Here is an 18328-nt window from a genome sequence, read left to right as displayed (position 1 = left end):
GTACCAGTCTAGCTGGTCAGGGATTCGCGAACCCGAGGGACGATGACAGCCCACGATAAGCTTCGGCCTGTGCCAGCAACGTGTTGGCCTTGGCTTCGAATGCCAGGACCGCATCCGCGCCTGCCGCGAACCGGGCGGGTGGGTCATCATGGCCAGCGAGTTGCACCAACGCCTCGGCGAGTCTGGTCGGATCTCCGCCCTGCTTGCCATTCATGCCGGCCCAAGCGGTCACTGTTTCAGCGGTGCGTTCCGCGTAGTCGTCTATGGACCCCGCGGCGTACGTGGTCGATTGCGTCGTCAATAGATCAGTGCGGAAGAATCCTGGTTCGACGATCATCGACCGAATACCGAACGGTGACACCTCCAACGCCAACGACTCGATCCAGCCTTCGACGCCGAACTTCGCGGCGGCATAGGCCGAGCAGAACGAGCCACCGGTGATGCCCGCTGTCGACGAAATAGTCAGCAACAGGCCGGCGCGTTGCCTGCGCATTACCGGTAGCGCCGCGCGGGTCACGTTCATCGGGCCAAACAACAGGGTTTCGATCTGGTCCCGGACCTGGGCAGGACTGAGTTCCTCGAAGAAGCCCGCGAAGAAGTTGCCGGCGTTATTGACCAGCACGTCAATGCGACCAAATCGGTCCACCGCGCTGGCTACGGCCTCCCGGGCCTCGGCTTCCCTGGTTACGTCGAGGCGGACGCAATGCAGATTCGGATTTGCGCCAATTGCCGCCTCCACCTTACCTGGATCGCGGCCAGTGGCGACGACGGCGTAGTCCTTGGCGAGCGCAGCTCTTGCGATTTCGACGCCTAGTCCGCGGCCAGCGCCGGTGATGAACCAGACTTTCTTGCTTGTCATAGCCACGCTCCTATGATTTGGGTTCTTTATCAGATCGTGCTTACGGGCCATCCGTCGATGGCTTGCATGTGCGTCTCACCCATCCGAAGTCCATGCACCGTCATCAGGGCGTATTCCGACTCCAGTTCATGCAGGTCGGCTGCGGACAAATTGACGTCGAGAGCGGCAAGGTTTTCCTTCATATGGTCCTCGCGACGAGTGCCGGGAATCGGGACGATGAACGGCCTGCGGGCCAACAGCCACGCCAATGCGAGTGCTGCCGGCGTCGTGCCTTTACGGGTCGCGACGCGTTGGATCAACGCGAGAACAGGCAAGTTTTTCACCCGGTTCTCCGCCGTCAGCCGCGGGAACTGCGAGCGAAGGTCCTTGTCAGGATCGAAACGAACGTCCTGCCCCAACTTTCCGGTCAGGTAACCCTGTCCCAGCGGACTCCACGGTACGAAGCCGATGCCCAAGTCCTCGCAGGCCTTCAGAACGCCGTTGCCCTCCGGCCCACGGAACCAGAATGCGTACTCGCTCTGCACCGCGGTGACCGGCTGCACGGCATGCGCACGGCGGATGTGAGCGGCGCTCGCTTCCGACAGGCCGAAGTGCAGCACCTTGCCCTCGGCAATGAGGTCTTTCACCGCGCCCGCGACGTCTTCGATCGGCACCGTCGGATCGACACGGTGCTGGTAGTACAGATCAATGCGGTCGGTGCGAAGGCGCTTCAGCGAGCCTTCGACGACCTTGCGGATATGGTCCGGACGGCTGGTGACGCCGCCCTTCTCCAGGTCGAAGCCGAACTTGGTCGCGATGACCACTTCGTCGCGGAACGGCGCGAGCGCTTCGCCGACCAGGCTTTCGTTGGTGTAAGGGCCGTAGACCTCGGCGGTATCGAAGAAGGTCACGCCCTGCTCGCGCGCGGCGCGAAGGGTCGCAATGCCCTGGGCGCGATCCGCGGGCGGTCCGTAATTGGCGCTGATGCTCATCGCGCCGGCGCCCATCGCCGAGACCTGCAAGGCTCCAAGCGTCCTCGCGGTCTTCGTCGTATGCGCGGCAGCAGCCGACGGCTTGGCGACACCGGGGTCGGCGGCGTGGGCCGCTCCGAGGGACGCAACCACCAGGCCAGCGGCGGCCAAGGTGGAGCTGGCCAGGAATTCCCGGCGCTCGAGGTTGTGGGTGGGGTGGCTCATGGGGACACCTGTCGTGACGGACGCTGGAGAAGGGACACCAGTGTCTGCCCCCGCCATCCGGAGCGATTGCCGGATCTGCCGGCGTTATTGCCTGAAATGACGAATCACGATCAGGGCTGATATCTGGATGACGGGCGGCGTGTACGCTCGTGGCAAGCATCAAGCGGCGGAGACTCGCATGAGAACGCAGGCAGCACAGGTCTCTGCCTCACCGGCCGACCCGGCGCGCCTGGCCAGGGCCATCGAACGGATTGCCCGATCCGACGGCGACCACGTCACGGCTATTCCATCCCTTTCCGTGCACCGTCGCAGCGCGCCTACCGAGCCGCTGCATTGCGTCTATGGTCTGGGCGTCGGCGTCGTGGCCCAGGGCAGCAAACAGGTGTTGATGGGCAGCGAGGTCATCGATTACGCCCCCGGCCAATCAATGCTTACCACCATCGATTCGCCGGTCGTGGCGCATGTGACGCGCGCGTCGAGCCACGAGCCGTTCCTCGGCCTTTTCTTGACCCTGGATACCCGGCTCATCACGCAGTTGGTCTGCGAAGTGGAGCTGCCGCCACGCAAGCGCGAGCGCGCCTGCCGATCCATCTCGGTCGAAACATTGGAGGCGACGCTGGTCGATGCGCTGGTTCGCCTCGTCGGACTGTTGCACGAGCCTTCATTGGTGCAGACGCTTTCGCCGCTGATCCAGCAAGAGATCACAGCCCGGCTACTGGTCGGCCCGCATGGCGGGTATCTTCAGGACCTTGTTGCGACGGGATCGCCCAACCAGCAGATCGCCAAGGCCGTCGCGTGGTTGAAACTCAATTTCAAGCAGCCCTTGCAGGCCGACGCGCTCGCGAGTCGGGTGCATATGAGTCCGTCGACGTTTCGCCAGCATTTCCGCGCCATAACCGGTACCAGCCCGCTGCAGTTCCAGAAGCAACTTCGACTGCAGGAAGCGCGGCAGTTGATGCTCAACCAGAACGTCGATGCCGGTAATGCCAGTGGATTGGTGGGTTACGAAAGCCCTTCGCAGTTCAGTCGCGAATACAGCCGCCTCTTCGGAGAACCGCCGCAGCGCGACATCAAGCGCATGCGTCCCGCGTGATGGGGTGTCTGCTCTTGGCCGGAAGCGAGCATCAGCGAACGTCTGAAGCAATCCGGGCCGCGAATCGGCTTCGGCTTGATAAACGATTCGATGCTTCCCCGCTTGGCCCATAGCGTCGCCGTGCGTGCGATCGTCGCCATGGATCCCGGGTGAAGTACGGCTTCATCAACAATCGCCGCGCTGCGTTTCGCGCCACGACGATGCGCCAAGCATAATCGGTAAAAATTCTTCTCGGCCGAAGCCGGCTCGTGGTTCGGACCCGGGCTGAGATTCGCTCACGACACAGGCGATAAGCATGGATATGCATCGATACTGGAACGATCCCGGCCATGGCGCCTGCCCCGTGATCGCCGCGTTCCTGGAGGCTTGGGCCGAGTCCATGCCCGATGACCAGAGCCGTCATTGGTTGCAGCCTCTTGCGCCGGTGGTTCACGATTCGCGATCGTCCGCCGCCTCGCAGGCGGCCCGGCGCATGCTCGCGATGGACTGGCTGGTGCGCGACTACGCGCCGATCTGGCTGGACGCCGACGGACGGTCGAAGCTGGCCGAACATGCGCGATCGCTGAGAAACTTGCCGGCGCTGTCGCTGGGCGAGGACCCGTTCGATCTGCGCATGCGCTCCGGCCTGGGGCCCATCTGCGCCGCGGCGGGTGTGTTGCCCGATGCTTATTCAGAAAAAACCTCGCGCGCCGGCGACAACACCCTCAATGCCGTGGCGGGCGAACAAGCGTCGATGTTGGGCGTCGCCGTGTCGCATGCCGTCAAACCCACCGCGCAAGGCGACAGCGCCGGCTCAGCCGCCGTCGCCGCGATCGCGACCGACCCGGTCCTGGCCGAGGAGTGGGACGTCTTGTTTTCCGACGCGTTGTCCATAGCCAGCGGCTCGATGCACGGGCGCATCCTGCTTGCGGTGCATGAGGGCCTCGTGCCCCGGGTCGAAGCGATGGTCGTGCCCGCGCTGGAGCGCGCCGGCGTTGCCTTTTCTCAGGCCCAGACCGAGTTCCAGTTTGAAAAGGCATGGCGAAAAGCGCGCCAAGTCGCCGAGAAGACCGTGGACGCCGACCCGGACATTTACGACGAGGCGTGGCGAATCGGTTGGGAGGCCATCGGCGGCACGATCGAAGACACCCAAAGCAGCGCATTCAATTTGCTGTTGCGGATGACGGAGCGGCGATAAGGCCCGGCCTTGCTTGGCGTGGACGTGCACGCGACGGACCGAAGAATTCGCCTAAGAGGCATGCCCTTGAACTGCACTCTGCCCCCTGTTTCTCGATCCGTGTTTTCGGTCGGGACGCGAGGACGCGATCGTGATGGCGATCGAACTGCTGGGAAACAGCGCGCCGCATCGAATGCCATGGAAAACCCGGACGACTCCGAGGGAGTCGTCCGGGCGCGAAACGCCGGGTAGTGCCCGCTGTTCCCGGGCGGTGCCCGTTTCTCGCGTGCGCAATCGGCGCGATCGCACGCCGCTGCGCACGTGCGCCATCCCTGGCGCGGCTTTCAGCATTACTCAGATGATCGGAGGTCCGTAAAACGAATTCTCGAGCCTTTGCCCGTTGTAGACGGAGGGGCAGGGCGTTTCAAACTGGACGATTTCGTATTGGTAGTAGCACGTCCACACGTCGCGCACATCAATGGGCGGCTGAGGCGGCTGAGGCGGCAGTGTGCCGCCACCGGGCGGACGGGCCAACGCGCTGCCGATGGTGAAGGCGGACGCGGCAACCAGGGCGAGCATCAACAGCGTCTTCGTGACTTGTTTCATGACGAATTCCTTTTGTTGGACTGGATGGGTGACTCGACACGTTGCGGCCGCAACTGCAGCGATTAGGGGTGCGCCGCGGGCGGCAGTCAACGGCCCGCCTGGCCGATATTTACAAAAAATTTACATTTCGGAACCGGGCATGACGCATGCCCGTCCGGTGCGCGCAGCCTCGCCCGTGGCATCCGCGGATGAAATCAGAGGACGACGCCCGCTCGCCGAGTCGACAAGATCGATAGAAGCGCTTGATCTTGAGCAAACAGGAATCGGCCCGGCGTGCAGTTCCGACAAGATTTGAAGGTGATCAAGACGTCCACAAGGGCGCTGCGGAAACTTCGCTTCGGGTCAACTTTCGGCCAGAAGCGGACATTCGATATCAAGTGGTCTGCCGGCCCGAGTCAGCGCTGCAGTTCAAATTTGAAACCACGCAGACAAACAAAGAAACCGCCCGAAGGCGGTTCCGGTTGCCGGCGCTTGCAAGGCGGTCTTTAGTGCTGCCCTAGCCCGGCAGCTTTGCTGCAAGCACGTCGACTTCCTCGATGGACGGAGGTTCGGAGAACAGGTCTCCGGCCCTTGCCATCAAGGCCGCCGCAACCTTGCCGGACAGATGCGCTTGCCGACCCGCATCGTCGGGGAACGCATCAAAAATTCCGAAGGTTGTTGGCCCGAGACGAATCCCAAACCAGGCGATCGTCGCGGGCTCCTCCATGACGAGTGGAAGACCGCTCTTCAGGAAGCTCTCGACCTCACTCTCTTTTCCGGCTTTCGCTTCCAGGCGAACGAACAACGCGAGCTTGACCATGAGCTGTCTCCCTGTTCTTGCAGTGGGATCGCCAGCCTACGCTCATTTGCAGTCCAGTGGCTTTCGGCCCGTAAGGCGCTACCGGTCGGGCGTTAAGTAAATTGCTGCTCCGAATTCGGCGGGATGGACTCGACGAAGTCACGCAGCACTTTGCATAGATCCATCGGCGCTTCGGCATGAGCCGTCGGCAACATTGCGGACAAAGATAGTGCAATGAATGTTTGAGCGATCGTCTTCAAGCTCGGTCGGCTCGTGTGCCGAGTGAACCGCGAAGCGGCGTCGGCTTGGCATTTCGACGGCAATAGCGTTTCAGAGGCGTGCGTTTGAAAGTGCACTGCGACCCCTGTTTTTCCTGCTGCTGGCTACACGGTGGGAACAGTGCCGCCGTCGATCCGATACTCGGACCCTGCGATCGACGCCGATCGCGGGGACGCCAGGAAGGCGATTAGATCGGCGACCTCCCGTGGTTTGGCCGGTCGACCCACGGGAATGCCACCCAGCCAGTCCATGACGATTTTCTTGCCGCCCTCATAATCCGTTCCGGCCTGCGCAGCCATCCGTTCGGCGAACACCACGGAAGCCTCGGTCTCGATCCATCCCGGCGCGACGCTCAGCACGCGAACTCCCTTTGGCGTGACCTCTCTTGCCAGCGATTTGCTATACGTGGTGAGGGCGCCCTTGGCCGCGGCGTAAGCGGTAGTGGACTGGTGCAGAGGCAGCACGCGTTGGATGGAGCTGACGTGGATGATGACGCCCGAGCCCTGAGCCAGCATTGCTGGCAGCAGCGCTCGATCCAGGCGTACGGCGGGCATCAGATTCAGGTTCAGCTCGGCGAGCCAGTGCTCATCGCTGATCGCAGCGAAACCGCCGGCGGGAGTTCTCGAGCCGCCGAGCACGTTGATCAAGATGTCGACGCCGCCCCAGTCCTGCAAGACGGTCTGAGCGAAATGACTCGTGCCTTGCGCCGTCGACAGGTCGGCGGCGACGTAGGTGACCCCAGCCACCGGCTGCGCCGGCACAGTGCGCGCGGATGTCGCCACCCGAGCGCCAGCCTCCACGAGGGTATTCACGACGGCGGCGCCAAGGCCCAGCGTGCCGCCCGTGACCAATGCCCGCAGGCCATTGAGGTGAAGGTCGAAACTCATGCCGTGATCTCCAGCGATGCGATCAGGCCGCGCTCCAGGTGAAAGCGGTAGGACAGAACGATCGGGCTGCCAGGAAAATTGCCGGTGACGTTGGCGCGGACGAGTTGAAAGCCATTCTCCCGCTCAATGGCGAAAGGCACGCTGGTCGCGCTGTACTTGGCCGATACCTCGGCCATGAAGGCCTTGATGGCGTTGATGCCCGTATAGGTGTGACCGTCGTCCTTCATGACGGCTTGCGCCGTGAAGCAACGCGCCAAGGCCTCAGGATTGTGTTCGGCCGCGAAGTACGCGGCAATTGGCTCAGGAAGGGTCAAGGTTTTCATACGGCTAGCTCCATGGGGTCACTGAGGGCCTCAGGATGCGCGCGGACATAAGTTTAGTGAATATCTTAGAATCCGGATGAGTTGTGTAGGAGGCGATGCATAATGCGCGGATCCGAGTTCGCCGAGCTGAAGGCCTTCGTGGCCGTCGTGGAGCGCCAGAGCTTTGCCCGAGCTGCGGAGCATTTGGGCCTATCGCCTTCGGCGCTCAGCCAAACCATCCGGCAACTCGAAGGCCGCATCGGCGCTCGTCTTCTCAATCGCACGACTCGAAGCGTCGCGCCATCGGCAAGTGGCGAACTGCTCTACAGACGCATAGCGCCGCTATTTCGGGAGATGGCTGCCGCAGTCGCTGAAGCCAGCGAGGCGACAGGGCGGATGAGCGGCACGTTGCGCATCAACACGCTGGGGATCGCTGCGAGAACCATCATCGCGCCACGGCTTTCACGCTTTCATCGAGCACACCCCGACGTGATTCTCGACATCGTGGTCGACGACGCGCTGGCGGATATCGTCGTCGGCCGCTTCGATGCGGGCATCCGCGTGGGCGGGCAGCTAGAGAAAGACATGGTCGCCGTCCGTCTCACGCCGGACTTGAACATGGTCGCAGTGGCGTCCCCGGACTACCTCGCGCGTCGAGGAACACCCAGGTCACCTGCCGATTTGCATGGCCATGCCTGCATCAACTGGCGGCTCCAGATGGACGGCAGGCACTATCGCTGGGAGTTCAAGAAGCGGGGACAACGACTCGAAGTACCGGTGGACGGCCCCGTCGTCACTAATCATGCCGATATCGGCGTTGCTGCTGCGCTAAACGGGCTCGGCATCGCCTATCACTTCGAGCGAGACGGCGTGGGTGAGCTCTTGGCCCAGGGGCGGCTCGTCCAAGTCCTGGCGGACTGGTCGATTTCGCGCCCTGGGCTGTTCCTCTACTATCCGAGTACACGGCATCGCCCCATCCTCCTCGGCGCGTTCATTGACTGTCTGTTGGATCGGAAACCGTTCGATCGGCTCTAGGGTGTAGCGACACTCATTCGCCGCGGAAAACACGGGTCGGAAAACACGGATCAGAGTGCGCTTTCAAGCGCACTCCCCTGAAATGCGACAGCTGCCAAGCCGGAGCCGCTTCGCGACTGTGTCCACGCGAGTGGTATCTAGTCCCACTGGATCCTTGTGAGCAAAGCCGGGCGGTTTCACACTTGGTTCGCCGCATTGTTCGAAATCCCACTTTTCACAGATAGGCTCGAGATGAAGATTCCCGTCAGAAGAACCATCATCGTCAACGGTAATGAGTGGGACTTCGGCCGCGACATAAACGACGCGGCGCTCATCGGCGACACTGTGGTCGTGACGTTTATCCCCGACGAGGGAGAGCCTTCCATCATCGCGTTGGACCTTGATCGCCGAGTGCTTTGGCGCGACATGGATCTGCAGCATTTCGCCCACGATGACAACCATCTGGTCATGTACAGCATCGTCAGGGAAGAACCCTTGACCTTCTATCTCGACGTGGGCCACATCGCCAGAGTCGATTTGAAGACCGGGGCATTGCTGGAGATGGAGTTCGTCAAGTGATATCTGGCATCTGGATCGGCCGAACTCGCTTCGCGGCGCAGCTAAAATCTTGAGCTCACCATGATTAAGCTTCGTGTCCATCACCGATTCGCGATGCTGATCTGCCTCGCATGCTTGTCTGCGTGCGCATCCCCTGGCGAGAAACAGCAGATCTCCGAGAACTGTGCGCTGGCTAAAGAAAGGCAGAACGATAGGGCGATTGAGTATTGGTGCTTTGGGCGTCGTTCTGATGGCTATTAAATTAATCAAGCCGAAGCTGCGCTGTGCCTTGAGGCAACGCGATCGCCAGGGCCAGCCCGGAGTGCATCCGTAGCCTCCTCTGCTCCAGGCTGGCCCGTTTTTTTCGGCTAATGGTGATCGAAATACGCCGAATTAAGCTTCAGCGTGAGCCCTTGCCGAAATACAGGGTGTACTCAATCACTGAGCGCACGGGCTTTCCATCGACCAACGCGGGCTCATACTTCCATTGAGCGGCCGCGCTTGACGCTGCGTCATCGATCATCGACCAGCCACTGGAAATGCCTACTTTCGTCAGGCGGACTGAGCCATCTGTTTCGACCACCGATTTCAGCAGCACGAAGCCGTTTAGATCTTCTGCTTCTACTACGGCCGGCCACTTTAGTGGATGTGCTTTCACCGAAGCTTCCAGCACTTGAGCTGGCGTATCGGGCTCGACGGTATCCCAGCAGCTGGCGTGCTCCGGAAAATACACTGGTATACGTATGCGAGAGGCCTTCCGCTCTCCCGCCTCTACTTCGGAATAGTATTTCCAATGCCGGGATGCCTCTATCGCGGCTTGGTCGAAGAGCACGTTGCCAGCGGGCTTGTCCACTATGGCCTTGGTAAAGCCGCCGCTTTTATCTACATTCACAATGATCACGGTGCTGAAACTGGTGCATGCGGAAATGGCTCCAGCGGGATATTTTGGCGGTTTATCCCTTCGAGAAACCGGGTCGACGCTGGCGAACTCATCCTGGGCCACTGCAGTGGATGTCATGAGGATGACGGGCAGGAGGAGTAGAGCTAGCCAAAGTCTGTGTGCCATGTGAGTTCAGTCCTTGAATTTTTAAGTGGATTACGCGACATCAGGTGCGACCCTTCATGAGCATATCAACATTGCATGGAAACCGAGTAATGGCTGGCTTCCGCGACGCCCGCGTATCACAGACAGTGCGGTGTGCAACGCAATTGTCCATAGCCAGGAATCGGCTTGTCCTGATCGGCATGCTGGCCGTGGTGTGCCGCCAGGAAGTTTCCTGCTCAACGTCGGTATCGTTTGGCAGTCGAACTATGGGAGGCCGACAGGGCCTTGAGCCCTGAATCTCAGTGAGTACAACCAGTTGAGGGCATCTACCGATTCCGGTCCGCTACTTACATGGATCGCTCTCGTCATGGCTCTCGTCGGTGGCCTCACTCAGTCGACCATCGTCACGGTTGGTTTAATAGCCATCGCTATCGCCATACTATTTTTTCCAGGTCGGCGAACTCTTCGGCGACTTGAAAGGGTCGATCAGTTCCACTGCCCGTCGTGGGGCAAGACGCCACACCCGTGGGTGGCTCACGGTCCGTCGGACGACCGTGTATGCACCATCTATGACACTGACTTGTGTATCCACTGTCGATTAGATCTTCGCCAGCCAGAAGGTCTGAATGAATGACGCGCCGTGGTCGATGACTCGATCAAGCTGGCTCAGCGTCAAGCGCGGCCGTATCCACCCGGTGACCTGAAGCTCAATGGGCTGCGCTTCCGACGTCGATCGACGGCGACCTGGTCGTGGCCTGGGCGCATCACGATCGTCGCTTGCATGCGGATCAGTTGGTCGACCACGGACAAGGTTTGATCGGGCGTGAAGTCGGAACGGCGTATTTGATGCGGCTGCTGGACGCCATCGCCAGCGAAGTACTCGACAAACCGGCGTCGCTGACGGGCACCAGCTATGCGTCTGCGCTGCGCGGCATGTATCACGTGCGTGCCGAGATCGGCTCGACTCGCGCTGTGCCATGTGGTCGCCTCCCCCGAGTCGCCCGTCGAGAAAATCGTGTGCCCCGCGCGCTGGAGAATTTCCTGAATACGGTGTCGCTCGGCGGAGCCTGGAGACAGGACGACGCCGTCAATGGGCGGCAGATCCTTCCGATGCCTTGCAACCGATTTCTGCAGGCCGGTGATGCCGGCACGCGCGGGGTGATTGGGGCCGGGCGCGGCTGGTCTCGCGACGGACGCTGGTGAAAACGCCTGCTCGGTTCGAGGGCGAGTCGGTTGGTGCTTATCCATGGTTGCAAAACGCCAAAAAGGACGCCTACTGTGATGTACGTGGCATAGCGACGGCCCGAGTAGGGCGCTTCCTGCGCCCTGGCCGTCGAAATGGTCGGCTCAGGGGGGCTCGATGAAAAGGCGACAAGTTGCAATCACAGGTATGGGCGTTCTCAGTCCGCTCGGTCTGTCCGTGTCCGAGGTGGCAGGCGCGTTGCGGGCCGGGACCACGGGGATCGAGCTGATCACCGTCCCCCGGCTGCCGAGCCAACACGTCGCGGGTACCGTAAAAGGGACGTTCTCGGAGCGATTCAGTTATATCGAGCGGCCGTTTCTGGATAGATGCCATGAAATGGCGATCATCGCGGCCGGTGACGCGATCGCTGACGCCGGGCTGGACACCTTTGAGAGTTTTGGCTCCAGGGCGGGCGTTTACTATGGAAACGTCAACGGCGGAATGGCGTCCCTGCAGAATTGGTTCGAGGAATCGCTGCTAAACGGCAAGCATAAATCCCGGCCTTTCACCGCCATGTCCATCATGGCCAACAGTGGCGCCGCCCAAGTAGCGATCCGCCACAAGATTCGCGGCCCGGTGATAACTCATGCGAGCGCGTGCGCGTCATCGGGCGTGGCTATCGGCGAGGCGATGAGGGCCATTGCGGATGGCTACTTGGACGTGGCCGTCACGGGCGGAGCGGAAGCGCCGCTGTCCGCGGCGCTGATCGCCGTCTTCGATGGCACGCGCGCGTTGTCAAAACCCCGTGTCGACGATCCGGGCCATTCGTGCAGACCGTTCTCGAAGGATCGCAGCGGGCTGGTGCTCGGCGAAGGCGCGGCTTTTCTGGTGCTGGAAGCCGCCGACCTGGCCGAGCGCCGCGGAGCGAAAATACACGGGTATGTGCGCGGCTACGGTGTCTCATGCGACGCCTACCATATCGGAATGCCGGACAGCGCCGGCCAGATCGAATGTTTGACAACGGCGTTGAGGGACGCCGGAATAGAAGCTGAAGACGTTGGATACGTAAATGCACATGCCACCGCTACGGAAGGCGGCGATGTAATAGAAGCAACGGCGATAAGGGAGGTGTTCGGTGATGGTCCAGCCTCGGCCGCGGTCAGCTCGACTAAATCCGTCCACGGACATTTGCTCGGCGCGGCCAGCGCAATGGAATGTCTTATCACCGTAGTCGCAATGAACGAGTCGTTGTTGCCGGCGAGCGGTAACATCGGCGTCGTCGATGAACGTTGTAGCCTAAATCACGTAGGAGAGCTTCCGCGCACAGATTGCAGAATTGACTTGGCAGTTAGCTTCTCTTGCGGGTTTGGTGGAACAAACGCTGCTCTGGTGCTCGGCACACAGCGCAGCCTTTCTGTGTAACCACGCCAACCTCCCGAGGGTTTAATCATGAGTGCCTTGCCAGTCTTGCAGAATTATCTGTCCACATCGTCGGTCCAGCCCATTCAGTTTTCACGTCGCGTAGTGACTGAAAACAGAAGGCTGGCGTCGAATGTCCTTTGGGTACGTTTCTCGCCGGACCAGGAGTCCGGTCTGCAGAACTTCACTCCCGCCTTGGTGGACGAATTCCAGGGCGTACTGGATTCGATCCGCAGGCCGGTCGGCGACATGGCCGCGCTGCCTACCCGGTACACCGTGATTCAGTCGACCCACCCCGACTACTTCAGCGTGGGCGGCGACTTGCGATTCTTCCGCTCGTGCATCGCGGCTCGCGACGATAAGCGGCTGCGACAGTATTCGATGGCTTGCCTGGACCTGATGCACGGTTGGTCGACGCGGCTCAAGGGCGAGAGTACGTCGATCAGTCTCGTGCAGGGTCGCGCGTTGGGCGGCGGATTCGAGATGGTGCTGAGCACCGACTATGTAATCGCCGAGGAGCGCAGCTCGTTCGGCTTCCCCGAAATCATGTTCGGCTTGTTTCCCTGCACGGGCGCCATGGGGCTGCTGGCCAGCAAGGTGGGGGCGAGGCAGGCCGAGAAGATGATGACGAACAAACGGATCTACTCCGCCGCCGAGTTGTATGAAATGGGCATCGTCGACGAGCTATGCGCCGACGGGAAAGGCGAGCGCGCGGTGGAGAGATACGTCGCGGAGCACTCGCGCAGGCAGAAGGCCTTGTTGAAGGTGCAGGCGAGCCGATACAGGACCGCTCCGTTCAATTACGACGAAGGCGTGAGGGTCGTCGAGGATTGGGTCGAAACCGCCATGAGTCTGAGCGCCGAGGAGATTCGCACCATGGAAATGCTGATCCTGATGCAATCGCGGGATGCCGTGGCCGGCGGATGAATCGATCAGGCCGGTGGCTGGGCGGGGCCGGCGAAGGGGGCGCGAAGTTCTTCAAGTGCTTGCAGCGCCTCCTTCCACGTGGACACCAAATCGTCATTGAGGCGTTCGCTGGATGCGCTGAGTTGATCCAGGGGGATGTCCATCAGGCGCTCGCATTGAGCGCCTAGTCTGACCGCTCCGATGTTGAGCGCGACACCGCGCATGGCGTGAGCGCGGTGATGGACCAGATGGAGATCGCGATGGGTGATGGCGTCGGATAGTTGGCTCAGAAGATCGCGCAGGTCGGCGATGCCGTCGCCGATGATCTTGTGCAGGAACTCCGGTTGGTCCTTGATTTCGCGCAGCAGATCGAGGATCGCCGGATCGATGTGCTCGACGGGGACGACGCTCAGTCGCGCCCCGTCGCGATCGGCGACGTCGGGGCGTGCGGTCGGCGTCTCGTTCGGAAACACCGAGGCGATCGCGCCGCGTAGCTTGTCGAATGTCAGCGGCTTGTATACGACGCCCGCCGCACCCGCCTTGCTCAATTTCGCGGCGGTCGAACTCGAGGTGTCGGCGGTGACGAAGAACGTCGGCGCGGGATGCAGGCGGCCCATCGCGTAGGTCTGAAAGACCGAAAGGCCGTCCAGGTCGTCCATGTTGAAATCGAGCATGACGACATCGAAATCCTCCAGCGCCAGTTGGCTCAACGCATCGTTGCCGTTGTGGGCGGCGGTTACCAGGTGACCGTCCCGCGCCAGCATTTGCTGCAGCAGTTCCAGATTCAGGGCGTTGTCGTCCGCCACGAGGATGCGCTTGGGGGCAAGGATGGGCGGTGCCTGGTTGTCCACCGGCACGACCGGCAAGCTGGCGATCGGCAGTTCGATTTCGAACCAGAACGTGGAGCCTTCGCCAGGGGTGCTGGACACCAGCAGCTCACCGCCCATCCGCCGCACATGTTCGCGCGCGATGGTCGTGCCCAGCCCGGTTCCGCGATACTGACGGCGATCGCCGGTCTCGATTCTGTAGAAGGGTTCGAACAGCTTTTCCTGATGCTCCAGCGGGATGCCGATTCCGGTGTCGGTGACAACGAACGAGAGCGAGTAAGTGCGCTCGTTGGCGGCCTTCAAGTTGATTTGAATGGTAACCGTGCCGGTGTGGGTGAACTTCACGGCGTTACCCGCCAGATTCATGAGGATGCTCGTCAGCTCATGAGGGTGCCCCAGCACGGGCCGAACGATATCGGGGGAGATTTCCGTCTTCAGTTCGACCCCTTTGGCTGCCGCGGTTTCCGTCAGCGCCACTTCGATCGTGTGGATCACGGTACCAAGCTCGTACGGTACCGGCGGGCCGTCCGCAGGTTGAATGCCGAGTTTGGACAAGTCCAGGAGTTGGCTGATCTCGGCGTCGAGAGAAGACGCCAGCTTGAGTATGGTGGCTGCCAACCGATTGGCTTCAGGGGTGTTGCTCTCGCTGTCCAATAGCTGCGCGGCCGATACGATGCCCGTGAGCGGGGTGCGCAGTTCATGGCTGACATTGGCGAGCAGCTGTGTTTTGGCCTTGCTCTCGCGCTCGGCATAAGCCTTCGCCGCGCGCAAGTCGCGCATCAGCGATCCGGCGTACATCGGAACGATAAGCAGCAGGATCAGGTGAGACAATCCGAAGAACAGATTATCTCTCCAGATCGGCGAGCCCATGAGTACCAGGCCGAAACAGCCGATGGAGATGGCCTGGCAGAATCGCATTATCTTCGGGCCGATGCGAAAGCCGAACCCGAGTATGGTGAAGAGGTAAAAGCCTACGATCAGGATCGCCGCCTCGCCTTCGAAATAAAGCCACGCCGATAGAATGGCGGGGTCGAGTACCGCGGTCCCTATCGCGATGTGACGCCACGAGAGAGGACCCGGATGGCGCGCCACGACGTAAGTGGCCAGAGCGTAAAATATATAACCGGCAAGTACGCTGATTCCGGAAAACGAAGCCTCGGCGGCGGATTGCGAGAATAAATTGACGGCGATGGTGGCGAGCGCCACCGGCACGCCGAGTTTGACCCTGACCGAGGACTGATCCTGTACACTCTTTTTTAATTGCTCTGGCGTTACCTGATCCATCCCTTTAACCTTGCTGCCACTGAATGAAAGACGGGGGCTTTTTTATGCTGCGGGACGAGATGCTGGATAAGCTCAAGAGCATGATAGTTGAAAAGTTCGACCTGAAACCGGAAAGCGTAAGTGCTTCGACGACCCAAAGCGAACTGGGCATCGACTCGATAATAATGGTCGATCTCATGATGGATGTTGAGGAGCGGTTTGGCATCGAGTTTAAGGAATTGCAGTTCCCTAAAAATCCGTCGCTCAACGATATAGTCGATCTGATCGTTGCGAATTCAAACGGCTGAACGGCGCCGGGCTGGCTGACGCATCTGCTATCGACACAGCGGCTTGGACAAGGCCGAAGAGTTACGACAGTTGACGGCCTTGGCGGTAATGCGCGTTGGGCACATTAGCCCAGAAAAAATCGTCGTCATTGACGGGCTTCACACTGCCAAGCGCTGGTCGACGTTCCTTGCCTGCTTGCGGCGCCGGACGATCGTCGAATGCTTAAAAGCGCCGCTCACAGTGCAGCCGCCAGGGCCGATTCGTCCGAAGCTGATCGAATGCCAGAAGGAGCAGTGCAACGTGAAATGGATTTGCGCGGTGGCCATCGGCTTGCTCGCGACCACAGGCTGCTCAAGCCTGGTTGCCGACGCTCCCTCTCCCGGCTACGCCTCGCTGGAGTTCGCCGACGCCCGAACGGGCAAGGATTCGATACCCGGCACATTCCAGTCGGTCGGTGGACTCGACATTCCGACGACCTCCTCGGCCATCTACGTGAAGGCCGGCTGGCGCCGGATCGGCTACACCTGTCCGGATCACCTGACGATGGATGGGCCGCCCACGACAACCGCCGTTTTTGAGGCAGGCGCCTCGTATCGGCTGAAGTGCGTCGCGTCCGAGGCCGTCATTGAGCGAATCGGCGGCGAGTAATCGTCCGGCTCGCCGGTTGGCTGCCGGTTTTGAGGGGGCGTCTACGCAATCAAGCCGGTTTTTTGGTCCAGTGCCTGTCGCGGAAACCTTCGAAGATAAGGGGGTTTCCGTCGCCGATGATTGAATCGCCGAGTTTTCTGTAGACCATAGTCAGCCGTGTAGTGCGTACCGCTTTTCAAACGCTATCGGCGACAGGCCGTCGTTGTAACTGTGCCGACGCTTGGGGTTGTAGAACAACTCGATGCAGTCGAACACATCGCCTCGTGCATCTGCGTGGAGGCTCACGCTCCACCAATCTCTCGCAGCCAACTTGCGTCAGCGCGCCCCACGAACAAGCCTTTTCCCCGGCCCTTTCGCCGTTGGCCTGGACACTTGTCAAATACCCGCGGCTCCCAGCGGGCACTGCCCGATCTTCCGCGGCTAGCCGATCAGTACATCGCATCATCCCGCCGTAGCGTAGCCACGGTCAGATCGACGAAGGTGCGCACCTTGGCCGATGCGTAACGCCCCTCGCGATGCAGCACGTGCACCGGCACCTGCGCCGGCTCGTATTCGCTCAGCACGATTTTCAATTTGCCCGCGGCCAGATGCGGAGCGATCTGATACGACAGCAGGCGCGCGATGCCGAATCCGCTCGCCGCGGCCTCGATCGCCGAGTCGTTGGAGCTCGTCGCCAGCCGCGGTTCGATGCGCTGGGCCTGCGCCGTCCTGCCGTGGCCGAACTTCCATTCGATGGTCGGGCTGATCCCCAGCGCCGAGACGATGTCGTGCCCGGCCAGGTCGGCCGGCGCGCGCGGTTCGCCGCGCGCGCGCAAGTACTCCGGCGAGGCGCACAGCACCCGCCGTACCGTCGCCACCCGGATCGCCTGCAGGCTCGAGTCGGGCAACTCGCCGATGCGCACGCCCACGTCTATGCCTTCTTCCAGCATGTTGACCACGCGGTCGAGGAACAGCGCCGACACCTGAGCGCCCGGATAGCGGCGCAGGTAGTCCACCACCACCGGCAGCACGAACATGCGGCCGAACTGGACCGGCGCGGTCACCGCCAGTTGCCCGCGCGGCGCGGCGTTGACGCCGGCCGCCGCTTCTTCGACCTCGTCCACCTCCTGCAGGATCCGGCGCGCATCGTCGAGGTAACGCCGCCCGGCCTCGGTGGCGCGGACGAAGCGGGTGGTGCGGTCGAGCAGCTTGATCGCCAGCCGCTCCTCCAGCGCCGCCACCGCGCGCGTCACCGCCGGCGCCGACAGGCCGAGCTTGCGCGCCGCGGCGGCGAAGCTTTCTTCCTCGGCCACGGTCACGAACACCGACATCAGGTGGAACCGGTCCATGTCGATTATTCCTATTAGTGGAATATTGAATTTAATCCAGCGCTGATTCCTGCGCCAGAAGAAATGGGGGACAGTGACGCCACGCCGAAGCCCGGCGCCTTTCCCCGCCTCGAACCGAACGGAGTCCCCCATGAGCCGCATCGCCGTCGTCCAACCCGAAACCGCCGACGCCCAGCAGCGCGAACTGCTGAGCGCGATCCAGTCCCAGCTCGGCGTGGTGCCGAACTTCCTCAAGGTCTTCGCCAACTCGCCGGCCGCGTTGCGCGCCTTTCTCGGCCTGTACGGCATCGCCGGCGAGGGCGCGCTCGATCCGCAGACCCGCGAGCGCATCGCCCTGGCGCTGGCGCAGCAGAACTCGTGCGAGTACTGCCTGTCGGCGCACACCCAGCTGGGCCAGAAGGCCGGCCTCGAGGCCGGCGAGATCCAGGCCAACCGCGACGGCACCAGCCGCGACGCCAAGGCCGCGGTCGCGGTCAAGCTGGCCCGCTCGCTGGTCGAGCACCACGGCGAAGTCACCAGCGCCGAAATTCTGGAAGCGCGCGACGCCGGCTTCGGCGACGCCGAAATCGTCGAGATCATCACCCACGTGGGCATGAACCTGCTGACCAACATCCTCGGCAAGGCCAGCCGAGTCGAGATCGACTTCCCCAAGGTCTCGCTGGCCGCGGCCGCCTGATTCCCTTCCACCCGCAACGGGCGCCGGACCCGCCGGCG

The 18328-nt window shown here is 61.7% G+C and carries 19 protein-coding genes and 1 pseudogene; 10 read left to right on the top strand and 10 right to left on the bottom strand.

All coding sequences use genetic code 11. The features are described from left to right. Positions 1-16: 16 nt before the first annotated feature. Complete coding sequence (locus IEQ11_RS24475) at positions 17-859, bottom strand: SDR family oxidoreductase (protein WP_191821492.1); 843 nt, start codon at positions 857-859, stop codon at positions 17-19. A 29-nt stretch (positions 860-888) separates the two neighbouring features. Next, positions 889-1845: an aldo/keto reductase gene (locus IEQ11_RS24470; RefSeq protein ID WP_228464542.1), complete on the bottom strand. Its 957-nt coding sequence runs from the start codon at positions 1843-1845 to the stop codon at positions 889-891. Between the two features lie 367 nt (positions 1846-2212). Between IEQ11_RS24470 and IEQ11_RS24465 the strand changes: the two genes are divergently transcribed. Together IEQ11_RS24465 and IEQ11_RS24460 are read left to right on the top strand one after the other, a co-directional pair. Further along, positions 2213-3127 (top strand): AraC family transcriptional regulator, encoded by a 915-nt coding sequence (locus tag IEQ11_RS24465; RefSeq protein ID WP_191821490.1) that lies wholly within the window; start codon positions 2213-2215, stop codon positions 3125-3127. A gap of 295 nt (positions 3128-3422) precedes the next feature. Further along, positions 3423-4304 (top strand): hypothetical protein, encoded by an 882-nt coding sequence (locus IEQ11_RS24460; protein WP_191821489.1) that lies wholly within the window; start codon positions 3423-3425, stop codon positions 4302-4304. 333 nt (positions 4305-4637) lie between these two features. Here IEQ11_RS24460 and IEQ11_RS24455 read toward each other — a convergent pair whose 3' ends face one another. The 4 genes from IEQ11_RS24455 to IEQ11_RS24440 form a co-directional block, all read right to left on the bottom strand. Then, positions 4638-4889, bottom strand: coding sequence for a hypothetical protein (locus tag IEQ11_RS24455; protein WP_191821488.1), 252 nt, complete (start codon positions 4887-4889; stop codon positions 4638-4640). A gap of 496 nt (positions 4890-5385) precedes the next feature. Next, complete coding sequence (locus IEQ11_RS24450) at positions 5386-5688, bottom strand: putative quinol monooxygenase (RefSeq protein WP_191821487.1); 303 nt, start codon at positions 5686-5688, stop codon at positions 5386-5388. A 362-nt stretch (positions 5689-6050) separates the two neighbouring features. Beyond that, complete coding sequence (locus IEQ11_RS24445) at positions 6051-6833, bottom strand: SDR family oxidoreductase (protein WP_191821486.1); 783 nt, start codon at positions 6831-6833, stop codon at positions 6051-6053. Beyond that, on the bottom strand, positions 6830-7156 hold the full coding sequence (locus IEQ11_RS24440; RefSeq protein ID WP_191821485.1) for a nuclear transport factor 2 family protein: 327 nt from the start codon (positions 7154-7156) through the stop codon (positions 6830-6832). Before IEQ11_RS24440 ends, IEQ11_RS24445 begins: the two co-directional genes overlap by 4 nt. A 102-nt stretch (positions 7157-7258) precedes the next feature. Here IEQ11_RS24440 and IEQ11_RS24435 point away from each other — a divergent pair, with 102 nt between their 5' ends. After that, entirely contained in the window at positions 7259-8170 is a 912-nt protein-coding gene (locus IEQ11_RS24435; protein ID WP_191821484.1) for a LysR family transcriptional regulator, read from the top strand. A 231-nt stretch (positions 8171-8401) separates the two neighbouring features. Next, entirely contained in the window at positions 8402-8728 is a 327-nt protein-coding gene (locus IEQ11_RS24430; RefSeq protein WP_191821483.1) for a hypothetical protein, read from the top strand. A gap of 379 nt (positions 8729-9107) precedes the next feature. On the opposite strand, the gene IEQ11_RS24425 is transcribed toward IEQ11_RS24430, so the two are convergent. Beyond that, positions 9108-9773 carry a TonB family protein gene (locus IEQ11_RS24425; protein ID WP_191821482.1) on the bottom strand — a complete coding sequence of 222 codons (666 nt, stop codon included), beginning with the start codon at positions 9771-9773 and terminating at the stop codon, positions 9108-9110. A gap of 729 nt (positions 9774-10502) precedes the next feature. Between IEQ11_RS24425 and IEQ11_RS24420 the strand changes: the two genes are divergently transcribed. From IEQ11_RS24420 to IEQ11_RS24410, 3 genes are all read left to right on the top strand, one after another. Then, positions 10503-10955: a hypothetical protein gene (locus IEQ11_RS24420; protein ID WP_191821481.1), complete on the top strand. Its 453-nt coding sequence runs from the start codon at positions 10503-10505 to the stop codon at positions 10953-10955. Between the two features lie 157 nt (positions 10956-11112). After that, a complete protein-coding gene (locus tag IEQ11_RS24415) occupies positions 11113-12357 on the top strand; it encodes a beta-ketoacyl-[acyl-carrier-protein] synthase family protein (RefSeq protein ID WP_096417381.1) in 1245 nt (414 codons plus the stop codon). Positions 12358-12384: 27 nt separating this feature from the next. Then, entirely contained in the window at positions 12385-13281 is an 897-nt protein-coding gene (locus tag IEQ11_RS24410) for a crotonase/enoyl-CoA hydratase family protein (RefSeq protein ID WP_096417379.1), read from the top strand. 5 nt (positions 13282-13286) lie between these two features. On the opposite strand, the gene IEQ11_RS24405 is transcribed toward IEQ11_RS24410, so the two are convergent. Beyond that, positions 13287-15371 carry an ATP-binding protein gene (locus IEQ11_RS24405; protein ID WP_191821480.1) on the bottom strand — a complete coding sequence of 695 codons (2085 nt, stop codon included), beginning with the start codon at positions 15369-15371 and terminating at the stop codon, positions 13287-13289. A 23-nt stretch (positions 15372-15394) separates the two neighbouring features. On the opposite strand from IEQ11_RS24405, the gene IEQ11_RS24400 reads away from it, so the two are divergent. Together IEQ11_RS24400 and IEQ11_RS24395 are read left to right on the top strand one after the other, a co-directional pair. After that, complete coding sequence (locus IEQ11_RS24400; protein WP_036105213.1) at positions 15395-15658, top strand: acyl carrier protein; 264 nt, start codon at positions 15395-15397, stop codon at positions 15656-15658. 43 nt (positions 15659-15701) lie between these two features. Further along, a complete protein-coding gene (locus IEQ11_RS24395; RefSeq protein WP_191821479.1) occupies positions 15702-16286 on the top strand; it encodes a hypothetical protein in 585 nt (194 codons plus the stop codon). Positions 16287-16436: 150 nt separating this feature from the next. Here the strand turns inward: IEQ11_RS24395 and IEQ11_RS24390 are convergent. Next, positions 16437-16556 (bottom strand): annotated as a pseudogene (locus IEQ11_RS24390) (IS3 family transposase); the annotation flags it as partial. A 158-nt stretch (positions 16557-16714) separates the two neighbouring features. Beyond that, the gene (locus IEQ11_RS24385; RefSeq protein ID WP_191821478.1) at positions 16715-17614 is read right to left on the bottom strand and encodes a LysR family transcriptional regulator; all 900 of its coding nucleotides are present in this window, start codon (positions 17612-17614) and stop codon (positions 16715-16717) included. A gap of 130 nt (positions 17615-17744) precedes the next feature. Between IEQ11_RS24385 and IEQ11_RS24380 the strand changes: the two genes are divergently transcribed. Further along, entirely contained in the window at positions 17745-18290 is a 546-nt protein-coding gene (locus IEQ11_RS24380) for a carboxymuconolactone decarboxylase family protein (RefSeq protein ID WP_096417363.1), read from the top strand. The last annotated feature ends 38 nt before the right edge of the window (positions 18291-18328 follow it).

This window comes from Lysobacter capsici (genome assembly GCF_014779555.2).
In the GTDB taxonomy this organism is placed as follows: Bacteria; Pseudomonadota; Gammaproteobacteria; order Xanthomonadales; family Xanthomonadaceae; genus Lysobacter; species Lysobacter capsici.
The sequence above is the reverse complement of the archived record's forward strand: the minus strand, read 5'-3'. Positions and strand labels throughout refer to the sequence as shown.

What these genes read in the sequence shown, in the direction of transcription:
- IEQ11_RS24470 (WP_228464542.1), bottom strand. Translation starts at nt 1,845, where the DNA reads ATGGGCGCCGGCGCGATGAGCATCAGCGCCAATTACGGACCGCCCGCG.
- IEQ11_RS24475 (WP_191821492.1), bottom strand. Translation starts at nt 859, where the DNA reads ATGACAAGCAAGAAAGTCTGGTTCATCACCGGCGCTGGCCGCGGACTA.
- IEQ11_RS24405 (WP_191821480.1), bottom strand. Translation starts at nt 15,371, where the DNA reads ATGGATCAGGTAACGCCAGAGCAATTAAAAAAGAGTGTACAGGATCAG.
- IEQ11_RS24425 (WP_191821482.1), bottom strand. Translation starts at nt 9,773, where the DNA reads ATGGCACACAGACTTTGGCTAGCTCTACTCCTCCTGCCCGTCATCCTC.
- IEQ11_RS24430 (WP_191821483.1), top strand. Translation starts at nt 8,402, where the DNA reads ATGAAGATTCCCGTCAGAAGAACCATCATCGTCAACGGTAATGAGTGG.
- IEQ11_RS24460 (WP_191821489.1), top strand. Translation starts at nt 3,423, where the DNA reads ATGGATATGCATCGATACTGGAACGATCCCGGCCATGGCGCCTGCCCC.
- IEQ11_RS24385 (WP_191821478.1), bottom strand. Translation starts at nt 17,614, where the DNA reads ATGGACCGGTTCCACCTGATGTCGGTGTTCGTGACCGTGGCCGAGGAA.
- IEQ11_RS24445 (WP_191821486.1), bottom strand. Translation starts at nt 6,833, where the DNA reads ATGAGTTTCGACCTTCACCTCAATGGCCTGCGGGCATTGGTCACGGGC.
- IEQ11_RS24465 (WP_191821490.1), top strand. Translation starts at nt 2,213, where the DNA reads ATGAGAACGCAGGCAGCACAGGTCTCTGCCTCACCGGCCGACCCGGCG.
- IEQ11_RS24415 (WP_096417381.1), top strand. Translation starts at nt 11,113, where the DNA reads ATGAAAAGGCGACAAGTTGCAATCACAGGTATGGGCGTTCTCAGTCCG.
- IEQ11_RS24380 (WP_096417363.1), top strand. Translation starts at nt 17,745, where the DNA reads ATGAGCCGCATCGCCGTCGTCCAACCCGAAACCGCCGACGCCCAGCAG.
- IEQ11_RS24440 (WP_191821485.1), bottom strand. Translation starts at nt 7,156, where the DNA reads ATGAAAACCTTGACCCTTCCTGAGCCAATTGCCGCGTACTTCGCGGCC.
- IEQ11_RS24400 (WP_036105213.1), top strand. Translation starts at nt 15,395, where the DNA reads ATGAAAGACGGGGGCTTTTTTATGCTGCGGGACGAGATGCTGGATAAG.
- IEQ11_RS24410 (WP_096417379.1), top strand. Translation starts at nt 12,385, where the DNA reads ATGAGTGCCTTGCCAGTCTTGCAGAATTATCTGTCCACATCGTCGGTC.
- IEQ11_RS24435 (WP_191821484.1), top strand. Translation starts at nt 7,259, where the DNA reads ATGCGCGGATCCGAGTTCGCCGAGCTGAAGGCCTTCGTGGCCGTCGTG.
- IEQ11_RS24450 (WP_191821487.1), bottom strand. Translation starts at nt 5,688, where the DNA reads ATGGTCAAGCTCGCGTTGTTCGTTCGCCTGGAAGCGAAAGCCGGAAAA.
- IEQ11_RS24455 (WP_191821488.1), bottom strand. Translation starts at nt 4,889, where the DNA reads ATGAAACAAGTCACGAAGACGCTGTTGATGCTCGCCCTGGTTGCCGCG.